Genomic DNA, 17635 nt, shown 5'->3' on the forward strand with positions numbered 1-17635 from the left:
AATGCCGCAGGGGACTTGGTGCAACCATCCGAAATCAACCAGTTAAGAAAATAGCATCAGGAGGAAATCATGGCAGCAGTAGATCACGATATTGGTCACGACGACCACGAACATCATCCGACCGGCTTGTCGCGCTGGCTGAACGCCACTAACCATAAAGATATTGGCACCATGTATCTGTGGTTCAGCTTCATCATGTTCCTGACCGGGGGCGTGATGGCGCTGACCATCCGGGCAGAGCTGTTCCAGCCGGGGTTGCAGATCGTTCAGCCCGAGTTTTTCAACCAGTTGACCACCATGCATGGCCTGGTGATGGTGTTCGGCGCCATCATGCCCGCGTTCGTGGGGTTCGCCAACTGGCAGGTTCCGCTGATGGTCGGAGCGCCGGACATGGCTTTTGCGCGCATGAACAACTGGAGTTTCTGGCTGCTGCCGCCGGCGGCACTGCTGCTGATGAGCTCGTTCTTCGTGCCCGGTGGCGCACCCGCCGGCGGCTGGACGATTTACCCGCCGTTGTCAGTGCAGATGGGCATGGGCATGGATATGGCCATCTTTGCGCTCCATATCATGGGTGCCTCTTCCATCATGGGTTCGATTAACATCATTACCACCATTCTCAACCTGCGGGCGCCGGGAATGACACTGATGAAAATGCCCTTGTTCGTGTGGACCTGGCTGATCACCGCCTATCTGCTGGTTATGGTGATGCCGGTGCTGGCGGGAGCGGTGACCATGCTGCTGACAGACCGAAACTTTGGCACCAATTTCTTTAACGCGGCCGGCGGCGGCGACCCGGTGATGTTCCAGCACATATTCTGGTTCTTCGGCCACCCTGAAGTCTACATCATGATCCTGCCGGCGTTTGGCATCGTGTCGGAGATTATCCCCACCTTTGCGCGCAAGCCGCTGTTCGGATATTCGTCGATGGTATACGCCACTGCATCCATCGCCATTCTGTCTTGCATCGTCTGGGCGCATCACATGTTCACCGCTGGCATGCCGGTCACCGGGCAGCTGTTCTTCATGTATGCGACCATGATGATCGCCGTGCCCACGGGCGTGAAAGTGTTCAACTGGACCGCGACCATGTGGCGTGGTTCCATGACTTTTGAGACGCCCATGCTGTTTGCCATCGGCTTCATTTTCCTGTTTACCATTGGTGGCTTCAGCGGTGTCATCTGCGCGATAGTCCCGATAGATATTCAGGTGCAGGACACCTACTACGTGATTGCGCACTTCCACTACGTGTTGGTGTCGGGCGCGTTGTTCTCAATATTCGGCGGCGTTTACTACTGGCTGCCGAAATGGACCGGGCATATGTATGACGAGACCCTGGGCAAGTGGCACTTCTGGTTGTCGATGTTCTTCTTCAACCTCACCTTCTTTGTTCAGCACTTCCTGGGGCTGGCGGGCATGCCGCGTCGCATTCCCGACTATGCGCTGCAGTTTGCCGACTTCAACATGATCTCAAGCATCGGCGCCTTCGGCTTCGGGTTTAGTCAGCTTCTGTTCCTCTACGTCGTGCTAAAGTGCATCCGTGGCGGCGCCAAAGCACCGGCCAAACCCTGGGAAGGAGCCAAGACCCTGGAATGGACGCTGCCATCGCCCGCTCCATATCACAGCTTTACAACCCCTCCGATTGTTAAGTAAAAAGGGTTGGTAGATGTCGAACGACGCAGAAAGAAGGCGCAGAGCGATCAGAACCGCCCTCTTTCTGTTCGCGATAGCGACGGCAATATTTGTGGGTGTTCTCTTTAAGAACTGGAAATGAGCACAGTTCAAGCCAATTCGGTAATACTGAAAAAGCTGTTGATTTTTACCTTGGTGATGTTTGGCTTTGGTTTTGCGTTGGTGCCGTTTTACGAAAAGATTTGTGAAGTAACCGGCCTCAACAATTTATTGCAGGCGGATACGTTAACCGAAAATACCCAGGTCGATACAACACGGTGGGTAACAGTCGAGCTGGATGCAAATACCCGCGGGCTACCGTGGAAGTTTAGGCCGCTTCAATCAAACGTACGGATTCATCCGGGTGAACTGGTTCAGGTGATGTACGAGGTAACGAATACGTCTAACCGGGAGATTAATGGTCAGGCTATACCCAGCTACAGTCCACAATTGCTCGCCAAGCATCTGAAGAAACTGGAGTGTTTTTGTTTCAGTAAGCAAGTGCTAAAGCCGAATGAAACGAGGCAGATGCCGGTTCAATTCATGATCGAACCGACTTTGCCCGCTGATTTCAATACAGTCACCATTTCGTACACATTTTTTGAACTGGGGAGCGACTAAACGCAGGTGATCAGTAGTCGAGCGGGCCAGAGTTGAAAGACCCAAAGGAAAAACCGACAAAAGCAACCTTTATCCAGGCGATGAAGGCCGTATCGTGGGCTTTTTTTGGGATTAGGAAACAGAGCGATCACGACCATGACGCCGCGACGCTAACAGCGGGACAGGTGATCATCGCCGGGATTGTGGGCGCGGCGCTGTTTGTGGTAGTTGTGTTTTTGCTCGTTAAGTTTGTAACAAGTTAAAGATTAATTAAATTATACGCAGGAGAAAGAGCATGAGCCAAGAAGGGGGTCACTATTACGTTCCAGCGCCGTCGACCTGGCCTATCACAGGGTCGATTGCGCTGTTATTTATGGGTTTCGGCGCGGCATTTTCGGTCAACAAGCTTCCGCTGGGCTATGGATTGCTGGCGATTGGGTTTGCCATACTCATCTACATGATGTTTGGCTGGTTCGGGGTGGTGGCCAAGGAAAGCGAGAGGGGGGCGTATAACCAGCAGGTGGACAAGTCTTTCCGCTGGGGGATGAGTTGGTTCATCTTTTCCGAGGTCATGTTCTTTGCAGCCTTCTTCGGTGCCCTGTTTTACATGCGCGTATATTCGATTCCCTGGTTATCGGATCTGGAGCATAAGATTCTCTGGCCTGACTTTACCGGCGAGTGGCCCACGGCTGGCCCAGGGATCGTAGAGAAATTCATGCCCATGGGACCATGGGGGCTGCCGGCGATCAATACCCTGATACTGCTGACATCTGGCGTGACCGTCACCTGGGCACACTGGGCACTAAAGCTGAACAAGCGCGGACAGCTCAAGTTGGGACTCTTCCTCACCTTTGCGCTGGGCTTTCTGTTTGTGGGCTTGCAGGCATATGAATATGGCCATGCCTATTCAGATCTCAACCTTAAGATGACCACCGGTGCGTATGGCGCGACATTTTACATGTTGACCGGTTTTCATGGTTTCCATGTCACGCTGGGCTCCATCATGCTGCTGGTCATCTGGTTCCGGGTAATGGCGGGCCACTTTACCCCCGAGAACCATTTTGGCTTTGAGGGCGTGGCGTGGTATTGGCACTTCGTTGACGTAGTCTGGCTGGGACTGTTTATTTTCGTATACTGGCTCATATAGAAATGCGAGCCGTACTACCCCTGCTAAAGCGATATGAACCCCGTATAGGTTCCCAGCATTAGCAGGGTAAACAGAAGAAGCGACAGACTGATGCGAAGTGTGAGGGACTTTACGGCGCGCGTACCATGCCCCTTGTCCTTCACCATGTAGTACAAGGCGGAAGCCAAGCTGCCGAGTATAAGGAATAGAATCAAGACGGCTGCAATTTTCACGATATATTCCTGTAATTATCGGGTCTGGAAACAAGTTTAGCCGAGTTCTGCATACTATCCAATGACTATTTCAGGCTGGCGGTTTAAGCCGCGATTATGGTCAACAATAGGCGCGGCAGTTGTCATCACGATTATGGTGCAACTCGGTAACTGGCAGCTGTCCCGCGCCCAGGAAAAGGAATCCAGACAGGAACGCCTGGATCTTCTTTCGCAGGAGCCCGCGGTTGTACTTCCTCCAACGGAGGTAAAACTTGGGGATTTTCAATATCGTCAAGTAGAGGCACAGGGCGAGTACGTACCGGGGTACACCATCTATCTCGATAACAAGATTTATCGCGGAGTAGCTGGTTACCACGTCATCACCCCGCTAAGGATAGGTACAAGTTCCATGCACGTTCTGGTGAATCGTGGATGGGCGCCGGCGGACCGGGATCGAAGCAAGTTGCCGGAAGTAGCTCCGCCTTCCGGTCAGGTGAGCGTCTCGGGAATTGCGACAACGGCTACTCAGCGAACGCTTGAGCTGTCTCAGGATTTGGTAGCCGGAAGGGTCTGGGAAAATCTGGATATTAACCGCTATCGGAACGCGACTGGGTTGACCTTGCAGCCGGTAATGATTTTGCAAAAGGACGACGTGCAAGATGGTCTGGTTCGGCAGTGGCCGCGTCCGGATTCAGGCTCAGCGAAAAATTTGGGATACGCGGTTCAGTGGTTTGCGATGGCTTTGGCTGTATTGATAATTTATTTGGTGTTAAGTGGCAAGCGAGAGCGGTTTGAAAAAAAATAGACGAACGCTGATTCTACTGTTCGTCGTGTTGTGCGCGCCTATTATCGCCTCGTATACGCTTTATTTTTTTGGCGTTCGGCCTGGTACCACTGTTAACTATGGCGAATTGCTTCAGGTTAAGCCCTTGGCAGGCACGGCTCTGAATCAGGCTGATCAAACTATTTTTCGCATGCGGCAACTTCGTGGAAAGTGGGTGATGGCGATGGTGGATTCCGGGAAATGCGACGAGCAGTGTCAGAAAAAATTGTATTACATGCGCCAGGTGCGTTTGACACAACATAAGGAAAAGGATCGGGTGGAAAGGCTATGGCTGATTGATGACGGGGAAGTTCCAGCGCCAGAAATCGTGAAGGACTTCGAGGGAGTGCTGCTCATTAACGCTAAGGACAGTGATCTGCTTTCAGAAATTCCGGCCGCTGTTTCCCACCGCGATCATATTTACCTCATCGATCCGATTGGAAACCTAATGATGCGTTTTCCGAAAAATCCGGATCCCGCTCAAATGGCTAAAGACATCAAGCGCTTGTTGAAGGTGTCCCAGCTTGAGCATGCGATGGGGACTGATCAAAAACACTAGGTGCCCCGAATCCGCGCGGCACCTCCCGAAGTGGCGATTACGCAATAATTGGGAGATCGGGCTTCCGTTGTCGCCCAGCAAATGGGTTAAACACAGATAAATATCTGTATTGAATTAGGAGAAAGGTAATGGCTACTACGAGTATCGCCTGGCAGCAAACCGCTACGCGCGTGCAGCAGTTTTACCGCTTGACCAAGCCCAGGGTAGTTTCGCTCATCGTATTTACCGCCTTTATCGGCATGTTTCTTGCTGTGCCGGGTGCTGTTCCGCTTAACGCACTGATATTTGGCACGATCGGCATCGCCCTCGTGGCTGGTGCCGCGGCTGCTGTAAATTGTCTGGTCGAGCAGAAAATGGATGCGGTCATGGCGCGGACACGAGGCAGGCCGCTGCCGCGCGGGCAGGTAACGTCTCCCGAAACGCTGTTTTTCCTGGCGCTGATCGGCGGAACAGGACTACTGATTCTTCACCAGTTGGTGAACCCACTGACGATGTGGCTTACCCTCGGAACGTTCGTTGGTTACGCGATCATCTATACGGTGATCCTGAAACCGATGACGCCACAAAATATCGTTATTGGCGGCGCTTCAGGCGCGATGCCGCCCGTTCTTGGGTGGGCGGCGGTAACGGGCGAAGTAACTGCCGATGCGCTGCTTTTGTTTCTCATCATTTTCGCCTGGACGCCGCCTCATTTCTGGGCGTTGGCTCTGTACCGCAAGCTCGAATACGCCAAGGTGGGTATGCCGATGCTGCCGGTAACGCACGGCGAGAAATATACTCGCCTTCAGGTCCTGCTTTACACGCTTATCCTCATCGCCGTCACGTTGATGCCTTACGCGACGCAGATGAGCGGACTCATCTATCTCGCCGGCGCGGCGGTGCTGGACGGAATATTCCTCTACTATGCCTTGAGAATCTACCTGAATTATAGTGATGAGATAGCCAAAAAAGCATTTCGCTATTCCATCGTCTATTTGACCGCGCTGTTCGTGGTATTGCTTGTTGATCATTACATCCGTTTCTAACCGGCGTGGTCGTGGTTCATTCCAAGCTTAACGCGGCGGTAAAAACCGCCGCCCTTGTTCTGCTGGTTTTTTTCCTACCGGCGTGTAGCAACACCGCACCCCCAAAATTTCTTTCGACCGATATCACTGGCGCCAACTTCGGCGGTGATTTTAAACTGTCTGATCAGTCGGGAAACGTCCGAACGCTAGCGGACTTCAAAGGCAAGGCCGTCGTCCTGTTTTTTGGCTATACTAATTGCCCCGACGCCTGCCCCACGACAATGGCGAATATAGCTGCGGCTATGCGCAAGCTCGGTCCGGACGCGAAGCGGGTCCAGGTGCTATTCGTATCCGTTGATCCGGAGCGGGATACTCCCGAGGTACTCAAGCAGTATGTCTCGGGATTCGATCCCGCATTCCTTGGCCTATCCGGCGACGTCGAAACCACGAAGAAAATCGCAAGCGACTTCAAGGCATTTTATCAGACGAAAGCAGCAGCAAAGACAGGGCATCATGACATCGATCATTCGACCGGTACGTATATTTACGATACCAAGGGACATCTGCGGCTCTACGTTACGAACGAAAACGGTGCTGACGTCTTCGCGCATGATATTGCAGAGCTATTGAAGGTTGGATAAAATTCTCTCGGGACCCAAGTGTAGCAAACTATAAATCGTCCAATCCCCTTCTCGCCCGAGTTTTCGCCCCCCCGCTTGTATCCGCCTACGGGAATAATTTTCCGGGATTGAGAATATTGTTGGGATCAAAGACCCTCTTGATTTCCTTCATCAACGCCAACGTCGGTGGATCTATTTCCTTACCGATGTAGGGTCGTTTTTCGCTCCCCACGCCATGCTCTCCGGACAAGGTGCCGTTGAGCTGGATCACCAGATCGAATATCTCATTCAAGCACGCATTCGCCCGCGACAATTCATCGGCAGACTCGGGATCCACGAGAAGATTGACGTGGATATTGCCGTTGCCGGCGTGGCCAAAGTTAACGTTAGCAACCCTGTATTTCGCACTTAACTGTTCGAGTCCTTCAAGAAAAACAGGCAACGCCGAAACCGGGACTACAACATCCTCATTGATCTTCTTCGGGGCAATATCGCGCAAAAGTGGAGACAGTGCCTTGCGGGCCGCCCACAACTTAGCGGTATCCGAGACCTCTTCCCCCTTAATCAATCCTTTGTCGCCGCACGCGCGAAGAACAGCGGCGCGGGATTCGGCAATAGACTGTTCGGACCCGTCCACCTCGATCATGAGCATTGCGGCAGCGTGGGCTGGCACCAGCGCAGGAAACCGGCCCCGTATCAAAAGTAGCGACGCGGAGTCCAGGAATTCAAGCGCGCTCGGCGTCTGAGGAAGTGCCATGATTCGAACGATCGCCGAGGCACAACTCGATAGATCGCCGAAGTATGCGGTAACTCCCGCACGCGCCTGAGGAAGCGGCGTAAGCTTGAGCGTAGCCTCGGTGATGACGGCAAGGGTCCCTTCGGAGCCAATCAACAGTCGGGTAAGATCGTAACCGACCACCCCTTTAGTGGTGTAACAGCCCGTCCTGATCATCTTCCCATCGCCCGTCACTGCCTTGAGTCCCAGCACATGATCTCGGGTAGTGCCGTACTTCACTGCATGAGGGCCGCCCGCGGAAGTGGCGAGATTACCTCCTATACTCGAGTAAGCCGCACTCGACGGATCGGGCGGCCAAAAGAACCCATGAACTCGCGCTGCCTCCTGAACCGATTCGTTCAAGACACCAGGCTCCGCAACGATTACACGATTGGCCGCGTCAACGGAAAGAATACGCTGCATGCGCTCAAGCGACAGTGCGACGCCGCCCTGTTCAGGCAGGCTGCCGCCCGCGGTGCCAGTACCGCGTCCACGTGGCGTGGCGGGCGTCTTGTACCGATTGCAAAGTGCCAACACCTCCTGAACCTCGAGGCCGGTCACCGGAAACACTACCACGTCAGGGGGGCAAAACCTCCGGCTATTGTCATAAGCGTAGGCAAAGCAGTCCACCGTATCGGTCAATACCTGCTCGAAGGGTAGAAGGCTGCGAAGCCGCGCGACAAAATCCGGCGAGAGCAATATACGATCCTATTAAACGGGCACAGCGCACACGTAACCGCAACATGGCGAGACTGCGGATCCGCGCCGCGATTGATGCGCAGCGTCCAAAGTCTCACCGTCTGCCGAACACCATAAATGGCAACGGGCCTCCTGAACAGGCGGTGGGGGAGTGCTATAGCATCCGATCTCGTTGGCATCCCCGCGCCAAGTCGGTTCCCAACGGCACGACCGCTTGTCGCGGCGCTGCGCGAGCATCGGCCAACGCGCGGGGTTCCAATCGCATTGGAACCGCATAGCCGTAACCGGCTTATATATGGCGAAGAGCAATCAAACTATCTAACCACCGACATGCGGTAGGTGAAAGCGCGACTCACAGTTGGCACCAACTCAGTTCATGTACTCAAATACCTTTACCACCTTACGCACTCCGTTGGTAGATCGCGCGATGTCTACCGCGCTCCCGGCCTCATCAGCATTTACAATTCCCAGTAAATAGACCACGCTATCCTCCGTTATCACCTTCACATGGTTGATCTGGAACTTGCCACCATCCATGAACCGGCCTTTAACCTTGGACGTAATCAGCGCGTCGTTGCTGCGCGAGGTAAACGAGCTCACAGGTGCCACGGCAATTTCATTAACCACGTTACGCACGTGCTCGACGCCCTTCACCGCTTGTTCAATCTCTTTCCTTACACTCTCGGATGAGACCTCCCCGGTCAGAAGCACGTTACGGTTGAAGCTCGTAACGTTTACATGTGCGTTATCTCCCATTTTCTCGCTAATGCGTCGATTACTTTTTGACTCAATATTTTGATCCTCGACTAACATCCCGCCGGTACGCCGATCCTGCGATACCGCGACCCCGGTGCCGACTGTTGCGGCGCCAGCTGCAACCAGCAGGGCGCAGCCGGAAAAAAAAGGCAACAGCAGTAAGACTAGAAGCACCTGTATCCGATGAAGATTTTGCATTGATTCCCCAGTTGATGATTCGCCTACAACAATACCGCAGCAATGATAATCTCGGCAGCGACGATGACACCGAACTCATCTCCATCCACCGAAGGCCTAGCCACTCCCCCATCCATTATCCCTTCTATTCCCCAAAAGCATCTCTGATCCACTCGATGTTTTCTCCCGCGCGACCGGACAGTAGCACGGCATCGAAGCGGCACGATGGCTCCGTCCGCAGCGATGCGAGATAATGCCGCGCTGTCCGCACTATTTTCTCCTGTTTTAACACGGTAATGCTGCTCGCTGCGCCACCGAAAAGCGCTTTCGCGCGCATCCTGACTTCGACGAATACTAACGTTGCGCAATCGCGCATGATAAGATCGATTTCGCCAAAACGGCAGCGATAGTTTCGCTGGAGCAATACAAGACTATGCTGCTTGAGAAACTCCTCGGCCCGCCGCTCCGCATCGCCACCAGTCAAAAAATCGACCTCCTTAATGCCCCAAGCACAACATGAAAAACCCGACATCACCAAATGGGCACCAACATATTTTACAGTGCAAACCCGGCCCAGGCCATAACCCCTACAGCGATAATGCATCCGGCTGACATGATCGCGCCCGCCACCTTATACGTGGTCGCTACGCCGATAGGCAACCTGAGGGATATTACCCTTCGTGCACTGGATGTACTTGCGGCGGTGGACGTGATTGCCGCTGAGGATACCCGCACCACACGACGCTTGCTGACCCACTTCTCGATATCAAAGAGAATGATAGCCGTGCATCAGCACAACGAGATGGGCGCTGCCCAGCGCATCATCGACCTGCTGCGCGCGGGGCAGGCAGTAGGCTTTGTTACCGACGCGGGCACACCCGGGATTTCAGATCCCGGCGGAACGCTTGTAACGTTGGCACGGGAACAAGGATGCAATGTGGTGCCGGTCCCTGGGGCGAACGCGGCAATATGTGCGCTATCGGCCGCTGGTATTCCCGCGTCCCGCTTCCTATTCTACGGCTTCCTGCCCCCCAGTCCCGGACCTCGGCGACGAGAACTGGAAGAGTTGCGGTCATCCCCCTACACGCTGGTATTTTACGAAGCACCTCACCGAATACTCGAGTCCGTCTCCGACCTCGCTGACGTGTTTGGCGCGCATCGCCACCTTGCAATAGCGCGGGAACTGACTAAATTATTCGAAAATATCCACATCTGCCCGCTGGGGGACGCTGTGGCCTGGCTTGAAGCGGATCCCAACCACCAGAAAGGCGAGTTTGTTCTCATCCTTGCTGCTTCCGAAGCTGCGAGGGAGGATCAGCTGAGCGATCAGACCCAGCGCACGCTAAAGCTGTTACTGGAAGATCTTCCATTAAAACAGGCTGTGAAGCTCGCGGCAGACATCACTGGGCAAAGCAAAAACAAGATCTATTCGCTCGCATTAACCCTCAAATCAGATTAGATTGAGAGGAAGGCCACTATATTTGTCATGCCAGGTGCCAGGTGCCAGGTGCCAGGTGCCAGGTGCCAGGTGCCGGCGCCAGATGCCAAGTGCCACGTATCCGGCACGGGCTGGCGAGACAGCGACGCTCTTTCGATAAAGAGGTAGACCGGGATATCAAGTAGCGCGCTTATATGTGTGTGCAGCGCCTCCAGCTAGGGCAGCAGGCCTGCAAGCTGGGGGTGCATCAACGCCTTGCATTCAATCGCTCGGCGTAGCGCGGCAATTGCCCAACTCCTTTTGCCTTATTTCATCCTTTTAACGCCCTTCGCTGAAGCGGATACCCCGCTGGCGCATGGGTGGGGCAGCGTTTATAATCTGCCTGTCGCTGGCATTTGGCTAACCGGTCCTTGCGACGTGGGTACTTCCCACCGACTTTATTCATTCTATTGGAGAGATTTATGAAAACAAGCGCTACCTTTTATCATGCTGGCTGTCCTGTATGTGTCGACGCCGAGCGTCAAATCGCAGATGCCTTAGACCCGGACCGTTACGATGTTGAGCTTGTTCATCTTGGCGAACAAAAGGACCGGATTGCTGACGCTGAAGCTGCTGGCGTGAAGTCGGTCCCAGCGCTGGTAATTAATGGTGCACCTTTCCATATCAATTTTGGCGCGCCGATGTCCGCGCTGAAGTCTTAATTGCAGAAATGGCGGGCAGAATGCCCGCCGTTCCATATCCTCATTGCTTACGCCCAAGTTGCTGAATTGATCGGACGGTTTTTCTCACAATCCCCTATCCGTCACCCCCGCACAACCACAACACCCGGATTCTGCAAATGCCTTACTTCCACACCGCTGGCGCCGCTCGAATAGGGGGTGGTTTCTGGTCCTGGTGCCGCAGACAGGTAAAATCTCTTCTATACTAAGCATGTACCGGATAAGGAAGAGCAACATTATTTACGCGGAGGAAAGGTGGAACTCATTTTATGGCGTCACGCGGAGGCTGAGGAGGGTACACCGGATAGTACTCGCAAACTTACAGCGAAGGGGAAGAAGCAGGCCCAGCTTATGGCCGAATGGCTTAAGCCGAGACTTCCCGAGCATACGCGCATTGTTGTCAGTCCCACTAAGCGGACACAGCAGACCGCCATCGCGCTTGACAATGAATTCGAGACTATCGCGGATATCGGACCGGGCGCTTCCGCGGAATCAGTCCTGAGCGTCGCCGGCTGGCCTCAGGCGAAAGACGCAGTCCTGGTGGTGGGCCATCAACCGACGCTGGGAGAAGTTGCTTCATTGCTCATGTCGGGTGTTCCGGAGGGCTGGAGCATGCGAAAAAGTGCCGTGTGGTGGTTCAGCAACACGAAAAAGGGCCTCTCCGCGGATCTGGTGTTGCGCACCGTTATCTCGCCCGATATGCTTTGATCGATAATTGGCAAAACGGTAGTATCTCCGTAACAGCATGTATCCCTTACGCCTGTCGCAAATCCAAACCAGCACTAAGCTACTAATTCTGATGGCCGGTCTGTAAGTTATTTTTTTTGACCAATCAGGATCCACTGATCCCAGGCGCCGTACCGGCTTTCTATAGGTCCCAGCGGCAGCGCGAGCAGTATCAACAGCACGCCGCCGATAACACTCGCGGCCGCAGCAGGACTCGAATATTCGCTCAACAGTACAGGTGCGGCGATCAGCCACGCGCCGAGAATGATGTTTGCGAAACGAAGTGGCCGCCCCACTTCGCTCAATGCCATGATCGAAAACGTCACCACCAGCGATCCGATCACATGATCGCTATCCGCAGCCGCGTCAGATGTATCAAAGATGATACGTGTGAACATTAGCGCGATACCGATAGCCATGCTTGCCATCATGGTCCAGGTAAAACGGACGCCGGTCTGCACTATCTGGCGTAACACGGCCGCAAATGATCCACCGAATTCATTTGTGGCGTCCACACCTCCGCCTTCAATCGTATCGCCATGCCATAACACATGCCACCACGATTTCCCCTGCCGGACGCGGGCTTTTAGAAACTGCAGCGTGGCAAGAATCTCATCGAAAGAATATGGAATCTGAAGCAGCATTGCCAATGCGGCAACAAGACACAAGGTGCACCAAGTGCCGATGACAATCGGCTGGATTATGATAAAAAAAATGCTAACCACCCCCAGAGGTACGATCAGTATCCCAAAAAACAGCACTACCCAGGGCATGGTCCGCCACCGCCGTTTGTCCCCGACGACACCGGTTACGATCTCCATCGCATATACTGCAGCGCCTAATCCTGCGTCAGCAACCGGCCACGCTTCGGACACCTCTGAAGTAATGATCTTGGCTGTCCCATCGCCGAAAAACGGATCCCAGACCTGGTCAATATGGCCCAGCTGAAACGCGGCCATATAGCGTGAGATAAGGAGGCCGACAACCGCAAGTGCCACAATTGGTATTCGGTTAGTCATCCCGGAGGGGGTGTAGCTCCAGCCAGGCGGCGTATCCGGTCCTGTCATGCGCGCAACAGGGCTTATACCGGGAGGCGGAGAAATCACTACTGCAAACAATACAACCAGCACGCCCACGAGCGTGTCATTGGCATACGCCGCCGCGCTTGGTGTCCAGAAGAAAAGGGGGGCGAAAAATAGCCAGACTCCAAGCAGGGCCGTGATCCAACGCGCCCAGCCATAGTCGCGGGCGATCGAAAGGCAGGCGAAGAGCATGATCAACAGTCCGCTAACGATGTCGTTCGCTGTCATCCAGGTATCCGACAGAGGTAAGCCGCGGCCGGTCGGAGACACCATCGCCTCAGCTTCCATCCATTGTTCGGCGAGCCCGAAAGCGAATGGACTCGATATGAGCCACAACCCAAGCCCTATGTTGGCGAGGTGACACCACAGCGTTCGCGCATGTTCATCGCGCTCGTTTTTATTACTGCGTTCGATCAGCAACGTACTGGAAACCGCGCTTTTCTCGATATCCTCAAGCCATCTAGGCGGGCGAATTTTGTTACGGTTGTACCACGCCTCAGGGCTGCCTTTCAGATGCGCAGCAATTTCTGGTAACGTCTCGCGTAGCATGTGTCTCGGCCTCCATCGCAGAAGTTTCCTCGCTCGCGAAATATCCAGTTCGAAGTGGTCATCGGATAGCGCTACCATGAAAGGCTTGACGAATGGTTCGATTCCCCGGTCTATCGCATCCGGAATCACGTCTTCCATTTTATTCTGTAACCATGCGCCCCCAACAGCGACGGTTTTTGGCACGCGATGCGTTTCCCAAGGCTCGCCGTGGATAAGCTCACCAATCAGGTTCTGTAGTCCCTCGTAGCTTTCGGTAATGGGTTCGCCTATCAATAGCGCGGCTTCCGCCGGCAGTTGCGCGCGCCGATCAACCGCCAATTGGAATGCGCGCGCTACGTCATCTATATGTACAAAGGCTTGGCCGTGAGAGGGATTGCCCGGGAAAATATGGCTCTGGAGCTGGCGCTCATAGATGCGTTGAATTTGTGTGCCGAGTGAGGGAACTTCCCCCCAACCACTGTAGACTCCGGCTAGGCGCATTATTAAGAAGGGAATGCAGCCGTGATGAGCACGTACTTCGTTTTCCGCCGCCAGCTTGGAGTGGGGGTAAGGCCACTTTGGCTCAAGAGGCCTGTCTTCGCTGAGCGGCAAGCCAGGCTGCGTGGGGGCATGGACCAGCATCGTGCTGGCATATATGAATTGTTCGACGTCAAACGCTTGAAGCGCTTTTAACAGCCTCCGTGTGCCTTTTACGTTGACTTCCTCATACAGCGGATTCTGCTTATCGGAGAAATCGTAATAGGCGGCCAGATGAATGACCGAGGCAATCTTCCCGCCAAAGCTGTGGCGTAGTCGCTCGCACGCCTTGGAGACGGCCTCGTCAGAAGAGATATCGACGGGAATGCAGTTGGACCCGGTATCACACTTTTGCTCGAAACCGACGACAACATACCTATCGCCCAACGCTGCCGTTATTGCCTTGCCAATCCTACCTTCGGAGCCAGTGATAAGAACAAGGGGTTTTTCTGTAGATAGCACTGCTCACGCACCTGTTTCCAGCCACCGCAAATTGTCCTCTAATCCTTTAACTTTCTGGATAAGATACAACGGCAGCCCCGACCCAGCGCCATGGAGTAAAACGCTTGCCATTAACGCCAGGCGGCAGTATCGAATAGTGTCGTCTTCCAGCGACCTTTGAGCTGGCGACGTTGCAAGTTATTTGCCTCGCCCGTAATTGCGATTGCCCGGTTGTGTCGTAGTGTAGGGCGTCTCGTCATATGGAGTGTCGGGCGTATCCTGCGGTTGCTTCACAGGTTCTCCATAAGGTTCAGAGTAGGACTTGGTGCCGTAATAAGCGTCAATCGTGTTCTGCCAAGTTGGATCGGCCATGTCGGGCCAGTTATCCTTGTCAAATCCAGGAGCGGTTTCAAGGCGCTTTTTGTCCACATTGAGAAGAAACCGCTTGTTCTCGGTATCCAGCTTCAGCGCATTCCAGGGCACTGCAAAGAGTTTCTCGCCCATGCCCATCACGCCGCCAAAAGACAACACCGCGTATGCGACCTTGCCGGTGTTCACTTCCAGCATGATTTCCTTGATGCCACCCAAATCTTCGTCCTTGTGATTGTAGACATCCTCCCCGATCAGCGTATCGGCGCCCATTAGTCGGGGTCCGGGCCCCTTCTTGTCGTAGCGTTTGTACATGCCGTAAATGTCACGATTTTCGTAGCTCATGGTCATCTCCAAAGAATAAATGCCAGAATAGATTAGATATCACTGCTCCGTCCGATCGCGTAATTCTCAGGCACAGAGATAAAGCAAGGATAGTGCGGATGAGCATCGCAATCAGTACGGTAAGCCACACAAAGGAAAACGTCGAGCGGCGGGCTGGAACCACAAGCAAGACTGAGGCTCACGTCGGTGGCGCTTACTGGTTGCGATCGGCCTCAGCCGTGCGCTCGAGGCGTATCCCTTTGTCCTCCTTGTCCTTTGTGTCATCAGCAAGCTGCTCGTGTACAATGACCTCATGTGCTGCCTCGATTCTTGGGGTAGGCAAGCCCCACTCTCTCTGGCGCGTGTCCTCCAGGATGCCCGGCGCAAAGCATAAGCACCGGAGGAATTTTGTGAATAAGCCCGTCCACGCGGCTGCTGATTGGGGGCTTTCGCAAACCTTCGGTGGTTCATGTGTTTTCGCTCCCGCTCGCCGGTCCGCAGTAAATAGAATCGCCCATCCCGGACAACGATGATGACAAGTCAAGATAAAGAACTGCAGCCGAATGTTGCCCATCAGTCCTTGGGTCTGGTGAGCTTGGCTGCGCTTGGCGTAGTCTACGGGGATATCGGGACAAGTCCGCTATATGTCATGAAGACGGTTTTTGACCCCACCCATGGACTTGCCGTGAGTGAGAGCAATGTCATCGGCGTCATTTCGCTCATCTTTTGGGCGCTCATGATAGTGGTGTCGGTCAAATACATCACCTTGATCCTGCGCGCAGACAACCGGGGAGAAGGCGGTATCATGGCGCTGTTATCCCTTGCCAGTTCCTCGGTCGCTGATCGTCCGCGCCTGCGGAGTATTCTCTTTCTTATTGGCGCATTTGGCGCCGCACTCTTCTACGGAGACGGAGTTATCACACCTGCGATCTCTGTACTCAGCGCCGTGGAGGGACTGGAGGTAGCCACGCCGCTTCTCCAGCCATATGTGCTGCCCATAACTTTGGCTGTGTTAATTGTGCTTTTTCTTGTGCAGCAGCGGGGCACAGGGGGAATCGGGGCAGTATTCGGTCCCGTGATGTTGTTATGGTTTGCCACTCTCGGCATCGCCGGCTTGACGAATATCGCGGCCGCACCCACTATATTGGGCGCATTTAACCCTATGCAGGCGCTCGCATTTTGTTTAAATAATGGTTGGCTCGCATTTGTTGCCTTCGGTGCTGTCGTGTTGGCCGTCACAGGGGGAGAAGCGCTGTATGCCGATATGGGACATTTTGGCGCGAAACCGATTCGCCTGGCTTGGTATGTCTGCGTACTTCCAGCGCTAACGTTGAATTATCTGGGACAGGGAGCGCTCCTGCTGGCGAATCCCTCTGCTATTTCAAATCCGTTTTATCTACTATTTCCTCCATGGGCGCTTTATCCCGCGGTAGGATTAGCCACCGTCGCAACCGTGATCGCATCGCAAGCGGTAATCTCGGGTGTCTATTCTGTAACCAAACAGGCCATACAACTGGGATTTTTGCCGCGCATGCAGATCAGGCACACCTCGGATCGCAGGATCGGTCAGATATATATCCCCTTCGTCAACTGGACGCTGCTCGCGGCCGTGACCATGGCTGTAGTGGGATTCGGTTCGTCATCGAGTCTCGCGTCTGCGTACGGTGTCGCTGTCACCACGACAATGGTGATTGAAACCATATTGACGTTTTTCGTTCTTCGCTACGCTTGGCGCTACCCCCTGGTTCTGGGTATATTCGCGACCGGATTGTTTTTGACGATCGATACCACATTTTTCGCGGCGACCATGCTAAAAATTGCCCAGGGCGGCTGGTTTCCGCTTGCTATCGGCGCCCTTATCTTTTTCGTTATGACAACGTGGAGCCGCGGACGGCAAATTCTGTTGGAGCACTTGCGGTCGGCGGCCATACCCCTCCAGCCATTCCTGGAATCATTGATCGCGCACCCGCCTGCGCGCGTGGCGGGAACCTCGATCTTTCTCACCGCCAATCCGGACGGGGTGCCTCATGCGTTGCTCCATAACCTTGCCCACAACCAGGTATTGCATGAGCGGGTGGTGTTTCTGACCGTGAATTACCTTGAAACGCCCCGGGTTCCGGAAGAAGAGCGGCTATCAGTAAAGCCGTTGCCGGGAAATTGCTACCAGATCGCTGTCCAATATGGCTTCAAGGATGAACCCAATCTGCCATTGGTGCTGGAACAGTGCCAGCAATACGGGCTTGAATTCGAGCCGCTGAAAACATCTTTCTTTCTTAGTCGGGAGATCGTCGTACCCAGTCCAGGCGGCGGCATGTCGCTGTGGCGGGAAAGGCTTTTCGCAACCATGGCGCGCAATGCCAGCAATGCAGCCGAATATTTCAAGTTACCCGCAAATCGGGTCCTTGAGTTGGGCGCGCGGGTCGAAATCTGACCCCGTTTTATCGCTTTGACT

General features: G+C 54.1%; 19 protein-coding genes. 12 read left to right on the top strand and 7 right to left on the bottom strand.

Translation table 11 applies throughout. The features are described 5' to 3' along the window. The first annotated feature begins 69 nt into the window (after window positions 1-69). The 4 genes from ctaD (at window position 70) to BM022_RS13065 (ending at window position 3415) form a co-directional block, all read left to right on the top strand. Complete coding sequence (gene ctaD / locus BM022_RS13050; protein WP_091139985.1) at window positions 70-1650, top strand: cytochrome c oxidase subunit I; 1581 nt, start codon at window positions 70-72, stop codon at window positions 1648-1650. Between the two features lie 117 nt (window positions 1651-1767). Beyond that, a complete protein-coding gene (locus BM022_RS13055; protein ID WP_091139988.1) occupies window positions 1768-2289 on the top strand; it encodes a cytochrome c oxidase assembly protein in 522 nt (173 codons plus the stop codon). Between the two features lie 32 nt (window positions 2290-2321). Next, entirely contained in the window at window positions 2322-2531 is a 210-nt protein-coding gene (locus BM022_RS13060) for a DUF2970 domain-containing protein (protein WP_218146886.1), read from the top strand. Between the two features lie 32 nt (window positions 2532-2563). Beyond that, entirely contained in the window at window positions 2564-3415 is an 852-nt protein-coding gene (locus tag BM022_RS13065; RefSeq protein ID WP_091139993.1) for a cytochrome c oxidase subunit 3, read from the top strand. 23 nt (window positions 3416-3438) lie between these two features. Here the strand turns inward: BM022_RS13065 and BM022_RS13070 are convergent, their stop codons facing one another. Further along, entirely contained in the window at window positions 3439-3627 is a 189-nt protein-coding gene (locus BM022_RS13070) for a twin transmembrane helix small protein (RefSeq protein ID WP_091139995.1), read from the bottom strand. 61 nt (window positions 3628-3688) lie between these two features. On the opposite strand from BM022_RS13070, the gene BM022_RS13075 reads away from it, so the two are divergent. The 4 genes from BM022_RS13075 to BM022_RS13090 all read left to right on the top strand — a co-directional run bounded on the left by BM022_RS13075 (window position 3689) and on the right by BM022_RS13090 (window position 6633). Beyond that, window positions 3689-4411: an SURF1 family protein gene (locus BM022_RS13075; protein ID WP_256209172.1), complete on the top strand. Its 723-nt coding sequence runs from the start codon at window positions 3689-3691 to the stop codon at window positions 4409-4411. Further along, complete coding sequence (locus BM022_RS13080) at window positions 4398-4988, top strand: SCO family protein (RefSeq protein WP_256209173.1); 591 nt, start codon at window positions 4398-4400, stop codon at window positions 4986-4988. The genes BM022_RS13075 and BM022_RS13080 overlap by 14 nt, the downstream gene beginning before the upstream one ends. 128 nt (window positions 4989-5116) lie before the next feature. Next, on the top strand, window positions 5117-6013 hold the full coding sequence (gene cyoE, locus BM022_RS13085) for a heme o synthase (RefSeq protein WP_091139997.1): 897 nt from the start codon (window positions 5117-5119) through the stop codon (window positions 6011-6013). An 11-nt stretch (window positions 6014-6024) separates the two neighbouring features. Next, a complete protein-coding gene (locus tag BM022_RS13090) occupies window positions 6025-6633 on the top strand; it encodes an SCO family protein (RefSeq protein ID WP_256209174.1) in 609 nt (202 codons plus the stop codon). Window positions 6634-6718: 85 nt separating this feature from the next. Here the strand turns inward: BM022_RS13090 and BM022_RS13095 are convergent, their stop codons facing one another. From BM022_RS13095 to BM022_RS13105, 3 genes are all read right to left on the bottom strand, one after another. Further along, the gene (locus tag BM022_RS13095; RefSeq protein ID WP_091140004.1) at window positions 6719-8086 is read right to left on the bottom strand and encodes an FAD-binding oxidoreductase; all 1368 of its coding nucleotides are present in this window, start codon (window positions 8084-8086) and stop codon (window positions 6719-6721) included. Between the two features lie 369 nt (window positions 8087-8455). Next, complete coding sequence (locus tag BM022_RS13100) at window positions 8456-9040, bottom strand: BON domain-containing protein (protein ID WP_091140006.1); 585 nt, start codon at window positions 9038-9040, stop codon at window positions 8456-8458. Window positions 9041-9164: 124 nt separating this feature from the next. Then, on the bottom strand, window positions 9165-9551 hold the full coding sequence (locus BM022_RS13105) for a YraN family protein (RefSeq protein ID WP_091140008.1): 387 nt from the start codon (window positions 9549-9551) through the stop codon (window positions 9165-9167). An 81-nt stretch (window positions 9552-9632) separates the two neighbouring features. Between BM022_RS13105 and rsmI the strand changes: the two genes are divergently transcribed. From rsmI to sixA, 3 genes are all read left to right on the top strand, one after another. Then, window positions 9633-10478 (top strand): 16S rRNA (cytidine(1402)-2'-O)-methyltransferase, encoded by an 846-nt coding sequence (rsmI, locus tag BM022_RS13110; RefSeq protein WP_091140066.1) that lies wholly within the window; start codon window positions 9633-9635, stop codon window positions 10476-10478. A 440-nt stretch (window positions 10479-10918) separates the two neighbouring features. Further along, window positions 10919-11158, top strand: a complete 240-nt coding sequence (locus BM022_RS13115) for a thioredoxin domain-containing protein (RefSeq protein WP_091140010.1) — start codon at window positions 10919-10921, stop codon at window positions 11156-11158. 273 nt (window positions 11159-11431) lie between these two features. Beyond that, window positions 11432-11884, top strand: a complete 453-nt coding sequence (sixA, locus tag BM022_RS13120) for a phosphohistidine phosphatase SixA (RefSeq protein WP_091140012.1) — start codon at window positions 11432-11434, stop codon at window positions 11882-11884. 107 nt (window positions 11885-11991) lie between these two features. Here the strand turns inward: sixA and BM022_RS13125 are convergent, their stop codons facing one another. From BM022_RS13125 to BM022_RS16110, 3 genes are all read right to left on the bottom strand, one after another. Next, window positions 11992-14511 carry an NAD-dependent epimerase/dehydratase family protein gene (locus BM022_RS13125; RefSeq protein ID WP_091140013.1) on the bottom strand — a complete coding sequence of 840 codons (2520 nt, stop codon included), beginning with the start codon at window positions 14509-14511 and terminating at the stop codon, window positions 11992-11994. Between the two features lie 177 nt (window positions 14512-14688). Beyond that, the gene (locus BM022_RS13130; protein WP_091140016.1) at window positions 14689-15204 is read right to left on the bottom strand and encodes a PRC-barrel domain-containing protein; all 516 of its coding nucleotides are present in this window, start codon (window positions 15202-15204) and stop codon (window positions 14689-14691) included. 193 nt (window positions 15205-15397) lie between these two features. Beyond that, on the bottom strand, window positions 15398-15526 hold the full coding sequence (locus BM022_RS16110; RefSeq protein ID WP_256209176.1) for a hypothetical protein: 129 nt from the start codon (window positions 15524-15526) through the stop codon (window positions 15398-15400). A gap of 189 nt (window positions 15527-15715) precedes the next feature. Here BM022_RS16110 and BM022_RS13135 point away from each other — a divergent pair, with 189 nt between their 5' ends. After that, complete coding sequence (locus BM022_RS13135; protein ID WP_091140019.1) at window positions 15716-17614, top strand: potassium transporter Kup; 1899 nt, start codon at window positions 15716-15718, stop codon at window positions 17612-17614. Window positions 17615-17635 lie beyond the last annotated feature (21 nt).

This window comes from Nitrosospira sp. Nsp14 (assembly GCF_900113575.1).
Lineage (GTDB): Bacteria > Pseudomonadota > Gammaproteobacteria > Burkholderiales > Nitrosomonadaceae > Nitrosospira.

Bases quoted from the DNA above. Each gene is read 5' to 3' on its own strand.
- ctaD (WP_091139985.1), top strand. From the start codon at position 70: ATGGCAGCAGTAGATCACGATATTGGTCACGACGACCACGAACATCAT.
- BM022_RS13055 (WP_091139988.1), top strand. From the start codon at position 1,768: ATGAGCACAGTTCAAGCCAATTCGGTAATACTGAAAAAGCTGTTGATT.
- BM022_RS13065 (WP_091139993.1), top strand. From the start codon at position 2,564: ATGAGCCAAGAAGGGGGTCACTATTACGTTCCAGCGCCGTCGACCTGG.
- BM022_RS13075 (WP_256209172.1), top strand. From the start codon at position 3,689: ATGACTATTTCAGGCTGGCGGTTTAAGCCGCGATTATGGTCAACAATA.
- cyoE (WP_091139997.1), top strand. From the start codon at position 5,117: ATGGCTACTACGAGTATCGCCTGGCAGCAAACCGCTACGCGCGTGCAG.
- BM022_RS13100 (WP_091140006.1), bottom strand. From the start codon at position 9,040: ATGCAAAATCTTCATCGGATACAGGTGCTTCTAGTCTTACTGCTGTTG.
- BM022_RS13105 (WP_091140008.1), bottom strand. From the start codon at position 9,551: ATGTCGGGTTTTTCATGTTGTGCTTGGGGCATTAAGGAGGTCGATTTT.
- rsmI (WP_091140066.1), top strand. From the start codon at position 9,633: ATGATCGCGCCCGCCACCTTATACGTGGTCGCTACGCCGATAGGCAAC.
- BM022_RS13115 (WP_091140010.1), top strand. From the start codon at position 10,919: ATGAAAACAAGCGCTACCTTTTATCATGCTGGCTGTCCTGTATGTGTC.
- BM022_RS13130 (WP_091140016.1), bottom strand. From the start codon at position 15,204: ATGAGCTACGAAAATCGTGACATTTACGGCATGTACAAACGCTACGAC.
- BM022_RS13135 (WP_091140019.1), top strand. From the start codon at position 15,716: ATGACAAGTCAAGATAAAGAACTGCAGCCGAATGTTGCCCATCAGTCC.